We start from the raw sequence: 12,055 nt of genomic DNA, 5'->3' as shown, positions 1-12,055 counted from the left end.
TCGGTTGCTTTCCAAGGGTTCACCATCATCAAAAATTAAGTCTGTGGGGGGTGGGGGGGGTTCCCAGAAGTCCTCGAAATCTTCTTCTATCAGTGCCGGAGAGGTGGCAGTTTCGTCGCTTTTGGCAATCGTCATTTTTTCAGCCTCTCTAGGTGGGAGTATCCATATTTTTGACTCTCGATCGATTCTATGATAACTTCATTGCCAACTTGATCATCTTTGCTCAAAAATATTGATGAATAAGCAAAAATTTTTTAACTCGCCGCAGTCTTGTTAGCGGCGTTTGCGCCGAAGCGCCGGGGCTTGAGATAATCAGATAGCTATTATCTCAAAAACTATCACCATGACGATCGATCCGCAACAACTCATCGAACTGGCTCTCAAATCGGGAGCGGTGGCAGCCGAAGTTTATCAATCTTCCTCCCTTTCCCATCCCGTTTTTTTTGAGGCTAATCGTCTTAAACAGTTAGAAAGTTCCGAATCCGTGGGAACTGCCTTAAGATTATGGCGCGAGGGTTGTCCGGGGTTAGCGGTGGGTTATGGTGATGTGGAACCGGAAATTTTAGTAGAAACGGCGTTAAATTTATCCTATCTCAATGCCCCCGAAGAAATCGAATTTTCGGCACCACGACAGGCAATCTATGACCCGATTGGGCAAGATGTGGCGGTAGAATGTTTAATCGAGATGGGTAATCAAATGATTGGCCAAATTCGCCAAGTTTATCCTGAGGTTATTTGTAGTGGTGAATGGGAATGTGAACGGGAAATCACCCGTTTGGTTAATTCCCAGGGTTTATATTGTCAATATACCGATACAGCTTTGAGTTATTATCTGGGGATTGAATGGGTGCGGGGGGAAGATTTTCTCGCGGTTTATGATGGGGAATATACTCGCAGTACACCTCATCCCGATACGGTAATTAAACAGTTATTACAGCGACTACAATGGGCCGCCAATAATGTGGATAGTCCCACGGGAAAATTACCAATTTTATTGACTGCTAATGCAGTTACCCTGTTATGGGGTACGGTGGCGATGGCTTTAAATGGTAAACAGATCTTAGAAAAGTCCTCGCCCTGGAGTGATAAAATCGGTCAATTGGTGATGTCAGAAAAGTTCACTTTATCCCAACAACCAGACCGAGAACCCTATAGTTGTCCCTTTGATGATGAGGGAACTCCTACCAAATTTTTATCTTTAATTGAGGGAGGTAGAGTTAAGGAATTCTATAGCGATCGTACCACAGCCAGACTATTAAAAACTCCTCCGACAGGAAACGGTTTTCGTCCTAGTTTAGGGGTTTATCCTATGCCAGATTTAGTTAATTTAATCGTTGCACCGGGAGGGGGAACTTTAGAGGATTTAATCTCGCAAATAGATGAGGGCCTAGTTATTGACCAAATTTTAGGTCATGGGGCCGATATTTCGGGCGATTTTTCCGTCAATATCGATCTGGGTTATCGCATAGAAAAGGGCAAAATCACTGGACGAGTTAAAGATACAATGGTGACGGGAAATGTTTATACAGCTTTGCAGAATTTAATCGCTCTGGGGTCCGATAATCAATGGAATGGCTCCTGTTATACCCCCTCGCTAATCGTTGATAGTTTATCGGTGGTGGGCTAAAAATGTTATCAGTTATCAGTTATCAGTTATCAGTTATCAGTTATCAGTTTGATGACCACTGAAATTAACTCAGCCTACTTTTTGGGGTTAATTTTTTGGGGCTTTATTTGACCTGAAAAGAGGGGGTTTGCAGGCAGGCACGGATTCCGATTCTATAGGAAATTATCTGTCAAATCGTGGGGTTTTGTCAAGCTTTTTTGGAAAAAAAAATTTACCCGATACTCAAGGGGAGAAAATTGTCGGCAGAAATATTATTTAATCCCCCCCGTGAGTCGGTATTTTTCAGCTTGGCATTAACGCTTTAGTTGCCGAGGCACCAAGGCGATTTAATTGCCGATTAATTTGCCATCCGAGGAGGGTTAAACCCAACCACTGACTGAAGATTGCTAAAGCGAAAGAGGGAAGTGTAGCGTATTTAGTAGCGGCAATGGGAAGAAAAGTAAAAAACCATAACAGCGGAGATTGACTGGGATTAACTCCCAAGACAGCGAAACAGAGAAAGGGGAAAATAATCAAAATGCCGATGCTAGTGGCTGCCAGCAAAGCGCGTTTATTTGTGCTGCCTAACATCAATAATTGGGCGATAGCAGCATAGACTAAAATCATGTTCATTGCCAAGAGAAACCCGGCTGCAGTGGCTAGTTTATATTGATGGAGAGGGGCGATAAAAATAGTGGGAAGGATGAATAAAATGGCAATGGCGACGTTAATGGCCATGGCTAGGGTAGAAGGACTTTTTTCGCCAAAGATTAAAGCTTTCCCCAGACTAATGCCCGTTTTTCCTTGCAGATGACGATAGCGCGCCCAATCTTGGAGAGTTTGACGGGGGGGAGTGAGGGCAAAAAGGATTAACAAGCCAAAAATTGCCACAAAAACGCTAAGAATCGCGAAATTATCGAAAAGATAGCTCGGTTCCAGCGTTTGGAAGACAAAACCTAGGCTAATGGCACTAAAACAGCCCATCATCCAGTAACTTTGGGGTTTACTAACAAGAGTAGCGAGGGGATTATGGAAGCGACGCTGGATAATTCTGGTTAACCCGTAGGTACAGAGGGCAAAATTGAGCAAAATTAAGCTAATACCCATTATCACCGATTGCCAGAGAGATTGACCGTACCAACGCAGATCAAAGATTTGTGAGATTCCTAGATAGCGTACCGCATCGGGGGGGAGAAAGGTAGCTTTAACTAGATAGGGAAGGACAAAACTAGGATTAAAGAGAATTAACCAATCAAAGGGGGTACGACCATTAGGGCCGCCCGATAAAGTAAAAATACTGCTATAAAACACAAAAATTAAGACTGTAGCACTGCCTAACCAGGGTTGAAATCCCCCTAACCATGGCGTGGCTAAAGCGAAACTCAGGGCGGCATGATAGAAAAAGGCACAACTAGCGATCAGAACCCCGTAGAAGGCTAAAATTAACGACAAGGGAATACCTGCTAATAAACCCGCCCCCAAGTGAAAGGGTAAAGCGAGAAGACAGACGAGATAGAGGAGAATGGGAACCCCGAAAATTTTGCCGATAAAAATCGTTTTGGCGGGTTGGGGACTCAGACGGATAAAATTAAGTGTACCCCGGCGCTCTTCCCCGGAAAGATCGGCGATTAATTGATAGGTTCCCACCACTAAAAGAGCGAAAATCCCAGTAATACTCAGAAAAGTGAAGATATCTAACCACCATAACCGGGAGATAATCATCCATTGACCATTTAAGTCTTGGATACAGTATTTAATCCCACTATAGGGATAATAATCGTTGTTATTGGGGGGATTAGCGGTACAGTAACGACTAAATCCCGCCCCTACCGGCAGTAGATTTTTATAGTACAAATAAACTAATAATTGACCAACTAGAGAGATAATCGAGGCGATCGAGATATTTTTCGGGGTTAATCTTCCTTGCCATTCTCGCATAATTTGCGGGTTGGTTTCCGTAAGGCGATCGATTATTGTCGCTATCATATTTCTGTCCTCTCTACAGCCGTTATTAGGAGCTAATCCTAGATTAACCCAGTAACTTCTCGATCGGTTTGGGGATGAAGAACTCGATCGAGATGCAGGGAATCAAAAGAGGAAAAGTGCCAGACCAGGGAGCTTCTGTTTTACACTAGAATTTGGCCGCCTGAATCTAGATCTATGCCCACTCTGACCCTCAATTTTCCCCTGACTGCCGTTGTCGGCCAAGAAGCGATTAAATTAGCCCTACTCTTAGCCGCCGTGGATCCCGCCCTCGGTGGTGTGGTAATTGCCGGTCGTCGGGGAACCGCCAAATCAGTCATGGCGCGGGCGATACATTCTCTACTGCCACCGATCGAAATTATCGCGGGTAATGTCTTTAATTGTGATCCCAACAATCCCGACGAATGGGACGATCGCACTAAAGAAGAATATAGCAGTGGAGAGGTCGCCACGGAAGTTATCCGGGCCCCTTTCGTGCAGATTCCCCTAGGAGTCACCGAGGATCGTTTATTGGGTTCCGTCGATGTGGAAGAATCGGTGAAACAGGGGGAACCAGTCTTTCAACCCGGTTTATTAGCCAGCGCCCATCGGGGAATTCTCTACGTCGATGAAATTAATCTACTCGATGACCAAATTGCTAACCAATTACTCACAGTTTTAAGCGAAGGACGTAACCAAATCGAACGGGAAGGCATCAGTTTTCAACATCCCTGTAAACCAATCCTGATCGCTACTTATAACCCAGAAGAAGGGGATTTACGAACCCATTTATTAGATAGAATTGCCATTGCTCTTTCCGCCGATGGTGTCCTCAGTTTAGACCAACGAGTAACCGCCGTCAATCAGGCGATCGAGTATGCTGTTTCTCCCAGCGCTTTTATCGCCCAATACGCCCAAGAAATCGACGATCTAAAAACCGAAATTATCCTAGCGAGGGAATGGTTAAAAGAGGTAAAAATTAAACCCGAACAAATTAGTTATCTAGTGGAGGAAGCGGTACGCGGTAGGGTAGAAGGTCATCGCGCCGAGATTTTTGCCGTGAGAGTAGCCAAGGCCGCCGCCGCTTTAGAAGGTCGGGATTTAGTCAGTGCCGATGACTTAAAAAGAGCCGTCGAATTAGTTATTGTACCTCGATCGCTGATTACGCCGCCACCCCCAGAACAGGAACAACAGCCACCGCCACCACCGCCACCACCGGAACCGCCCCAAGACGAAAACCAGCAGGAACAGGAAGAAAAAGAGGAGGAGAAAGAGGAAGAAAAAGAGCCGGAACAGCCGGATAATCTGCCGGAAGAATTTGTTTTCGACCCGGAAGGGGTTTTACTGGATCCTAGTGTGTTGTATTTTGCCCAGATGGCCCAGCGTCAGGGGAAATCGGGGGCGCGTAACCTGATTTTCTCGGAAGATAGAGGACGTTACATTAAGCCGATGTTACCCCGGGGCAAGGTGAAAAGAGTCGCCGTCGATGCCACTCTCCGGGCGGCCGCACCCTATCAAAAAGCCCGTCGCTTAAGGAATCCCGAACGTCATGTGATTATAGAAGAAGGGGATCTGCGCTCAAAACGGCTGGCCCGCAAGGCCGGTTCTTTAATTGTCTTTGTCGTTGATGCCTCCGGTTCCATGGCCCTGAATCGGATGCAGTCGGCCAAAGGTGCGGTCATGCGTCTGTTAACGGAAGCTTACGAAAATCGCGACCAGATTGCCCTGATTCCTTTCCGGGGTGAGCGAGCAGATGTACTATTGCCACCGACCAAATCGATTACCCTAGCGAAAAAACGTCTAGAAACCCTGCCCTGTGGCGGCGGTTCCCCCTTGGCTCACGGTTTAACCCAAGCGGTTCATGTGGGGATGAATGCCCGTTTATCGGGGGATATCGGTCAAGTGGTGGTTGTGGCGATTACCGACGGTAGAAGTAATATTCCTTTGGCGAAATCTCTAGGCGAACCGATTCCAGAGGGGGAAAAACCCGATATTAAGGCAGAACTGCTCGATATTGCCGCTAAAATCCGCTCTTTAGGCATTAAACTGCTGGTTATCGATACGGAGAAAAAATTCGTCTCCACTGGTTTTGCCAAAGAATTAGCCCTAAAAGCTGGGGGTAAATATTATCATCTACCCCGGGCCACGGAACAAGCGATCGCATCTATGGCCCGGGGGGCAATTGCGGGACTGTAGCTAGTGATTAGGGGGTGCAGATCATTTTTCTCAATCTACCATCCCCACCCTAGCTTTAAGCCCTACCCTGTCAGGGTTTTAGACTATTCTTGGGCTAGAAACAAATCGCACCCCCAAATGGGAGATGCTTACACGCAGTTTCTCATACATTTGTATTAATTGAAAAGTTACCGATAATTTCTCGGCAGTGGATATTTCTGTAATATTGAGATACACGCCTAAAAATTGGCTATTAACTCGAATTTTGCTGATTTTCTGGTTTTTTACTGGTCTGGTGTGGCAGCATCTGGAAAAACTTAACAATAATCGGCAATCAGCGAGAGATATACTACAAACAAACTTGAGCAAGTTTTAATTAAGATAACTATGAACTTTCGATTTGGCAAAATCTTGATAGCAGGGGTATTAGCGGTACTTTTGCTAGTAACTTCCTGTGCTAAAGCTCCCTCGCAATTTGACCAAGCGCAACAGGAAAGTACCGCTCGCGGGGCGGCGGCAGTGGTGAAAGAATCCACCTCTGGCGGCAGTTTTAATCGGTTTTTCCCGCCTTCTGGGGGAGGATACGAGCGCGTCTATACCCAGGAGAAAAAAGGCTTTGCTGAGGCAAAACTGAAGCAAGATGGCAAAGTTCTGGCTATGTTAGCCATATCTGATATCAGCAATAATCCCGCCGCGGCCAATAAATTCCAAGACAGTCAAACCACAATCAAAGGTTTTCCCTCTGTGGAACAGGGTGCAACCGCCAGCGCCGTTTTAGTCAATAATCGCTATCAAGTCAAGGTTTTATCGCGGGAGGCCGATTTTACCGCCAGCGATCGCCAAGCTTGGTTAGCTAAGTTCGATTTAGATGGTTTAGCAAAATTAAAGTAAGGAGACATCCGTGAGTAAGCCAATTTTTGAACTGGTGGACAAATTACCGACGAATAATCTCACCGTCAAAGTCCTCAAAACCCTTGATTATGTGGTGCCGGGACAGTGGGATAACCTAGTCGGGTTTAAAAATACGATTATCAAAGTCACCGGCGAAACCGACGAAAGCATGATTCAACAGATTGGCGATCGAGCCGTTTGGTTGTTTAATGATAAATCCCAGGGCTATCAACGGGCGCTCTGGCTCTACCAAACCATCGACAGCGCCGATAATGCCCTAGCCGCCGCCTCTCTTGCTAATGCCGTCGGTGGTAAAATTCCCCTCATGGGCGGTTTAATCGAAAAATTAACTCCTGCCCCCGAAAAAGCGCAAACCATCGATCTAACCTTGAAATTAGTGACCGAATTAGTCGCTTTTTGTCAAATTAATGGCATTCCGGGCGATAGTATCGATGATTTCGTCGCTTCTCTGGGAGATTATAGCGGCGAATCCCTGATGCGGATGGCGGCGTTAGTTTGTTTGGATGGTTTAATTCCCCTGGGGGGCAGTTTTATCCGCAAAGTGGAATCCACCCTCAGCATTCTCAGCCCAGAAGAATTAGAATCTAACTCCACTTTCGGCAGTATTAAAGAATTGATTCCGGGGGGAAATAGTGCCAGAAAATTAGACTTTATCGGTCAAAGTTTCGACTCGACTAAAGGTTGGATGAGTGGTTTTGTCAGCGAGCGCGATTTGACCCAGCAGGGATTATTGAGCAAAATTCAGGGATTTATCGACTTTTCTGCCGATAAATTGGTATATGTCGGTGCATTCCTCGATATGACGACTAATTACTATGAACATACTGGCATTCAAACCCTGGCTCGTCGTTTAATCGAAAGAGCCGTGGCGGAAATTTAAGTGGGTGGGTGGAATTAAATATAAGATGAACGTAGGTTGGGTTGAAGCATGAAACCCAACGCCCGCATGGGTTACGCTACCGCTAACCCATCCTACAAATAATTGTGCCTCCCTACTTAGGGTTTGCGGCAAAAAGTTTTTCGTGGGGGCAGGGTGTGGGGTGTGAGGTTTCCTTCCCTACACCCCACACCCTACACCCTCTTTCAAGTCGGTCGTCAGCAAGAATTGCCAGAATTACATTTCTTAAGACAGATGACAGAATTTATGTCCGACTGCTTAATGGTATAATCAACCCCTAATCCCACTTTAAAAACCCACTGCCCACTCTCCTAAGGATTTAGATAATATCCCCTCCTTAGTCCCTCAAGGCCATGAATCAGGCACAACTTATCCATGCCGCTAAACAGCAAGAGCCAGCCGCAATTATCGCCCTACTTAACCAAAGTCTCTTAACCAGAAAAATAGAGGTTGTTGAAGCCACCTCGCAAGAAAATGTCCTGACTCTAAAAGTTCAATCCAAAAGGATACCCAATCAACACAAGTTATTACCTTTTTTGTCAGCAGAAATCAAAAGCTTGGGCATCGATGGATTAGAACAAGTGATCGTTTACGGTATGACCGAGGAATCCGATATCCCCGCTTGGCAAGAATCGATAATCCTGAGTCAAGATGATTTAATCGTCAATCGTGTCACCAAATTAAACTCTTTGCCGATAATAACCGCAGAAATCGCCGAAAATAACCCGGAAGATGCGCCAGAAGCTTTGGAAGACTCTGAAACAACTGAAGAAAAAGCCCTAGAAAAACGGGAGGAGTTCACTGAAGCTGCCGAGAATATTGTGGCGACTGGTGAGCGATTTTCCCTATCTCATCAGAGACAGTCCTCTTTTCCCCTCAGTATAATTTTGTCTTACCTAGCGATTGGTTTTGGGGCTGGAATTATTATAGGTGCTTACTTCGGCTATCAAAAAGCAGTGAGTGAAATGTACGCACAACCCGGAGCGATCGAACAAACCCGATAAATTTTCCTGTCCCCAACCTGATATGATCGAAATTGGCGATCTTACGATTAAGACCAATGCAAAATTTTCCTATCTCCAAACCCCAATGATTTAGGGCTTTTTTACTTGGGAATTTGTCGTTAAGGACAGCAGCAACAGTTTATTGTTTATCTTTAGCCCCGCATATCTAACCGCTCATGTCTATTGAAGAAGCCTTGAAACTCCTAAAAGAATATGGATGTATTAAGCTAAAAATTGCCCAATCCTCTGAAGAAGAAGAAGCTTTAAGACAGGCAATTTTATTGGTTAACCAAGGTTCGGAATCAATTAATTTAGGTATCTGTGCCGATAACGATGAAGAGGGATTTAAAGCCCTAAAAAGTTATCTACAAGCCCTAGGATATCCCCTACCTAATACTCTCCCAGAAGACCAGCCAGAACCGGGAGCGGTGTATATTAAATACAATACCCAAAGACAAGCTTCCTATCTCGATTCCTACACGGGAACCTATCGCGGTGTCCTGATTTCTTGTCAATCAGAAAATGATCAATTAGTCGGTACTTATGGTCACTTTCCCCTCGATTTATTCTCTTAAGAGGGATAGTTTTGGGGTTATTGAAGCAATTAACCATCAGCCGGAAAGTGATTACTATTGACTAATAACCAGCAAAAAGCTCCCCACTTCTGTCCACTGAATTTTTAACTTTTTACCTGAAAAAAATATGTATTTGTTAATTCCAGCAGCGGGAATGGGTAAACGGATGGGCAGCGATCGCAATAAGTTACTGCTCACCCTGCACGGAAAACCGCTCCTCGCTTGGACTTTGCTGGCTGCCATGCAATCCAGGGCAATTATCTGGATTGGGATTATGGCACAACCGGAAGACTTTGCGGAGATCCGAGCAATTGTCACCGCCATAAATGCCCTTAAACCCGTGCAAATCATCCAAGGAGGCGAAACCAGACAAAAATCGGTTTATAATGGCTTACAAGCCCTACCAGAGGGGGCTGAGACGGTTTTAATTCACGATGGGGCGCGCTGTTTAGCCACCCCCGAATTATTCGATCGCTGTGCCGCCGCTTTAGCCACTTGTCAGGGTTTCATTGCGGCGATTCCGGTGAAAGATACGATTAAAATTGTCGATAGCAAGGGTTGGATTGAGGATACACCGGAGCGCTCGCGGTTGTGGGCAGCCCAAACGCCCCAAGGTTTTCAGGTAAAATTATTAAAAGAATGTCACGAACAGGGCCGAAAATTAGCTTGGGAAGTCACCGACGATGCCGCCTTATTAGAAAAATGTGGTTTTCCCGTCAAAATTGTCGTCGGTGAAGAAACTAACTTAAAAATTACTACTCCGGGGGATCTGGCAATTGCCGAATATATTTTAAGTCAACGTTTATAATTTTTCATCTACTTTAACGCCGTCCCGTTTAATAATACGAGCGGGAATACCCACCACCACACAATTAGGTGGAACATCCTTGACTACCACTGAATTTGCGCCCACGGTGACATTATCGCCGATGGTAATATTTCCCAAGACTTTAGCACCGGCGGTAATCCTGACATTATTGCCAATTTTGGGGCGACCGCTTTTATCTTTATAGCCAATTGTTACCTGTTGATTAATCCAACAGTTATCGCCCAAATCCGCCATAACAATCGTACTAAAACCGTGTTGAATAAATAATCCTTTGCCAATCGAACAGGAAGAATCTAGAAATAAGTAGGAACTTTCTCGATAAAAAAACCTAAGAATATACATAAAAAAGCGGCTGAATGAACCACCTTGAAAAAGACGACAATAATATAAATTCCTAAATTCTTTTGCCTCCAGACACAGAGCTAATAATTGTAACCAATCTGCTCTTTTTTCCCGGCCTAATAACTCTACCCAACGCCGCACATCACCTAAGATAAGTTCTCGATTATTAGCTACCTGAAAAGCAATGATTAAGGGTGAGAGCAAAACAATACCCGCATAGAAAAATAATTTTCGGAAGAAACTTTTCATCGTTGGTCTAAAATAAGTGACAATAGACTTGCTTTTTGTTGCTATTAATTATAGTAGTATTGTAGCGAATAGTTCAACCTTCGCCCGTTTATTGGACTCCAACGATGTCAACTACCCTACAGTTCCTTCCCGAAGTATCCGTGATCGTGCCAATTTATAACGGGGAGAAAGATCTACCCCCTCTCATTGATTGTTTAGCCAAACAGACCTATCCCCGTCAATTAGTTGAATATATTTTAGTTGATAATAATAGTAGCGATCGCACAGCAGAATTATTAGGGAAGGCAGCAGAAGAACACCGGGGACTGAACCTGATCATTTTAAGCGAAAATCAGATACAAAGCTCCTACGCTGCTCGTAACAAAGGGATCAAAAGCGCTCGTTATCCTTTTCTGGTCTTTACCGATGCCGATTGTCGTCCCGCACCCCAATGGTTGACAGAATTGATCCAACCCTTTAAAGATACTAGGATCGGTCTGGTAGCGGGTGAAATTGCTGCGTTAACTGGTTCCACTTGGTTGGAAAAGTATGCGGAACGTCGTCAATTTATGTCACCAAAATTTCTTTTAGAACATTCTTTTTGTCCCTACGGTCAAACTGCTAACCTCGCTATTCGTCGAGAAGCTGTTCAAAAAGTTGGTTTATTTCGTCCTTATTTAACTACTGGTGGTGATGCCGATATCTGTTGGCGTATTCAACAACAAACCGACTGGCAATTAACCTACGCACCAGAGGCAATTATTTATCATCGTCATCGTTCCACCCTAGAAGACTTAAGAAGTCAATTAAAACGTTATGGGCGCTCGAATCGCTATCTTCACGAATTGCACGGTGTCGAATTGATGCGACCTTTAACCAATCAAGAGTTATTTTTTACTCTCGGTCGTTGGTTATTAAAAGAGCTACCAAAAAATACCCTCAAGTTACTGTTTGGTAAAGCAGATTTAGTAGATTTATTGGCTACTCCCCTCGATTTAATTGGGTTTCAGTCCCGCAGCCAGGGACAGGCCACGGCTAAATTACCCGAAAAAGCTAAAGAAATCGAATGGCTTTAATTCAGTTATCAGTTATCAGTTATCAGTTATCAGTTATCAGTTATCAGATGTGAGTTTTCAGTTCAATGATTACTGTTTACTGATTAAGGTTTCCTCTATGGTTTCTCCCTGAGTGAAACATCCCGGAAGGTCTTTAATTTCCGATACATATCCCCCGTCATCATCAGGATAAATTGTTATTGGATATTTTAACCCTAAATAAAACTCTAATGATTCAAGCTTAGTTTTATTACTTGTACTCATATTTTTACCTCTTTAAAGTTAGCAAATAGGATCAATATAAGTAGGTAGGTATTAAAAACTTTCAGATGCCCCCCTTATTAAGGGGGGACTAAGGGGGGATCGGCACCCCCCTTATCAAGGGGGGCAGGGGGGATCGAACCTAAAATCCATTTTAAATTTAATTATAACCAGCTACTTATTTTGAATAAATACTCAGAAAACATCA

At 44.4% G+C, this 12,055-nt stretch carries 12 protein-coding genes and 1 pseudogene; 9 read left to right on the top strand and 4 right to left on the bottom strand.

The window, feature by feature from the left end; translation table 11 throughout:
* A pseudogene (locus tag O9324_RS27395) lies at positions 1-135 on the bottom strand (Uma2 family endonuclease); the annotation flags it as partial.
* A gap of 208 nt (positions 136-343) precedes the next feature.
* On the opposite strand from O9324_RS27395, the gene O9324_RS01110 reads away from it, so the two are divergent.
* Entirely contained in the window at positions 344-1,627 is a 1,284-nt protein-coding gene (locus O9324_RS01110) for a TldD/PmbA family protein (protein ID WP_288139254.1), read from the top strand.
* 282 nt (positions 1,628-1,909) lie between these two features.
* Here O9324_RS01110 and O9324_RS01105 read toward each other — a convergent pair whose 3' ends face one another.
* On the bottom strand, positions 1,910-3,592 hold the full coding sequence (locus O9324_RS01105) for a hypothetical protein (RefSeq protein ID WP_288139253.1): 1,683 nt from the start codon (positions 3,590-3,592) through the stop codon (positions 1,910-1,912).
* A gap of 174 nt (positions 3,593-3,766) precedes the next feature.
* Between O9324_RS01105 and bchD the strand changes: the two genes are divergently transcribed.
* The 7 genes from bchD (at position 3,767) to ispD (ending at position 9,940) form a co-directional block, all read left to right on the top strand.
* Positions 3,767-5,764 (top strand): magnesium chelatase ATPase subunit D, encoded by a 1,998-nt coding sequence (gene bchD, locus O9324_RS01100; RefSeq protein ID WP_288139252.1) that lies wholly within the window; start codon positions 3,767-3,769, stop codon positions 5,762-5,764.
* A gap of 366 nt (positions 5,765-6,130) precedes the next feature.
* Positions 6,131-6,634, top strand: a complete 504-nt coding sequence (locus O9324_RS01095; protein WP_288139251.1) for a hypothetical protein — start codon at positions 6,131-6,133, stop codon at positions 6,632-6,634.
* Between the two features lie 10 nt (positions 6,635-6,644).
* On the top strand, positions 6,645-7,535 hold the full coding sequence (locus O9324_RS01090; protein WP_002768299.1) for a hypothetical protein: 891 nt from the start codon (positions 6,645-6,647) through the stop codon (positions 7,533-7,535).
* Between the two features lie 123 nt (positions 7,536-7,658).
* On the top strand, positions 7,659-7,823 hold the full coding sequence (locus tag O9324_RS01085) for a hypothetical protein (RefSeq protein ID WP_002768298.1): 165 nt from the start codon (positions 7,659-7,661) through the stop codon (positions 7,821-7,823).
* Between the two features lie 83 nt (positions 7,824-7,906).
* Positions 7,907-8,557, top strand: coding sequence for a hypothetical protein (locus O9324_RS01080; protein ID WP_288139250.1), 651 nt, complete (start codon positions 7,907-7,909; stop codon positions 8,555-8,557).
* A gap of 176 nt (positions 8,558-8,733) precedes the next feature.
* Positions 8,734-9,132, top strand: coding sequence for a DUF1824 family protein (locus O9324_RS01075; RefSeq protein ID WP_002768295.1), 399 nt, complete (start codon positions 8,734-8,736; stop codon positions 9,130-9,132).
* 127 nt (positions 9,133-9,259) lie between these two features.
* Positions 9,260-9,940, top strand: coding sequence for a 2-C-methyl-D-erythritol 4-phosphate cytidylyltransferase (ispD, locus tag O9324_RS01070; RefSeq protein ID WP_002768294.1), 681 nt, complete (start codon positions 9,260-9,262; stop codon positions 9,938-9,940).
* Here the strand turns inward: ispD and O9324_RS01065 are convergent.
* On the bottom strand, positions 9,935-10,552 hold the full coding sequence (locus O9324_RS01065; protein WP_002768293.1) for a serine O-acetyltransferase: 618 nt from the start codon (positions 10,550-10,552) through the stop codon (positions 9,935-9,937). The two genes, ispD and O9324_RS01065, sit on opposite strands and share 6 nt — an antisense overlap.
* A gap of 104 nt (positions 10,553-10,656) precedes the next feature.
* Between O9324_RS01065 and O9324_RS01060 the strand changes: the two genes are divergently transcribed.
* Complete coding sequence (locus tag O9324_RS01060) at positions 10,657-11,607, top strand: glycosyltransferase family 2 protein (RefSeq protein WP_287629836.1); 951 nt, start codon at positions 10,657-10,659, stop codon at positions 11,605-11,607.
* A 69-nt stretch (positions 11,608-11,676) separates the two neighbouring features.
* Here the strand turns inward: O9324_RS01060 and O9324_RS01055 are convergent, their stop codons facing one another.
* Positions 11,677-11,850: a type II toxin-antitoxin system HicB family antitoxin gene (locus tag O9324_RS01055; protein ID WP_002768290.1), complete on the bottom strand. Its 174-nt coding sequence runs from the start codon at positions 11,848-11,850 to the stop codon at positions 11,677-11,679.
* Positions 11,851-12,055 lie beyond the last annotated feature (205 nt).

It is taken from the genome of Microcystis sp. LE19-84.1B (assembly GCF_027531875.1).
In the GTDB taxonomy this organism is placed as follows: Bacteria; Cyanobacteriota; Cyanobacteriia; order Cyanobacteriales; family Microcystaceae; genus Microcystis; species Microcystis panniformis.
This window is presented reverse-complemented; position numbering and strand designations above follow the sequence as displayed.

What these genes read in the sequence shown, in the direction of transcription:
- O9324_RS01105 (WP_288139253.1), bottom strand. Translation starts at nt 3,592, where the DNA reads ATGATAGCGACAATAATCGATCGCCTTACGGAAACCAACCCGCAAATT.
- O9324_RS01095 (WP_288139251.1), top strand. Translation starts at nt 6,131, where the DNA reads ATGAACTTTCGATTTGGCAAAATCTTGATAGCAGGGGTATTAGCGGTA.
- ispD (WP_002768294.1), top strand. Translation starts at nt 9,260, where the DNA reads ATGTATTTGTTAATTCCAGCAGCGGGAATGGGTAAACGGATGGGCAGC.
- O9324_RS01055 (WP_002768290.1), bottom strand. Translation starts at nt 11,850, where the DNA reads ATGAGTACAAGTAATAAAACTAAGCTTGAATCATTAGAGTTTTATTTA.
- O9324_RS01075 (WP_002768295.1), top strand. Translation starts at nt 8,734, where the DNA reads ATGTCTATTGAAGAAGCCTTGAAACTCCTAAAAGAATATGGATGTATT.
- bchD (WP_288139252.1), top strand. Translation starts at nt 3,767, where the DNA reads ATGCCCACTCTGACCCTCAATTTTCCCCTGACTGCCGTTGTCGGCCAA.
- O9324_RS01080 (WP_288139250.1), top strand. Translation starts at nt 7,907, where the DNA reads ATGAATCAGGCACAACTTATCCATGCCGCTAAACAGCAAGAGCCAGCC.
- O9324_RS01060 (WP_287629836.1), top strand. Translation starts at nt 10,657, where the DNA reads ATGTCAACTACCCTACAGTTCCTTCCCGAAGTATCCGTGATCGTGCCA.
- O9324_RS01110 (WP_288139254.1), top strand. Translation starts at nt 344, where the DNA reads ATGACGATCGATCCGCAACAACTCATCGAACTGGCTCTCAAATCGGGA.
- O9324_RS01065 (WP_002768293.1), bottom strand. Translation starts at nt 10,552, where the DNA reads ATGAAAAGTTTCTTCCGAAAATTATTTTTCTATGCGGGTATTGTTTTG.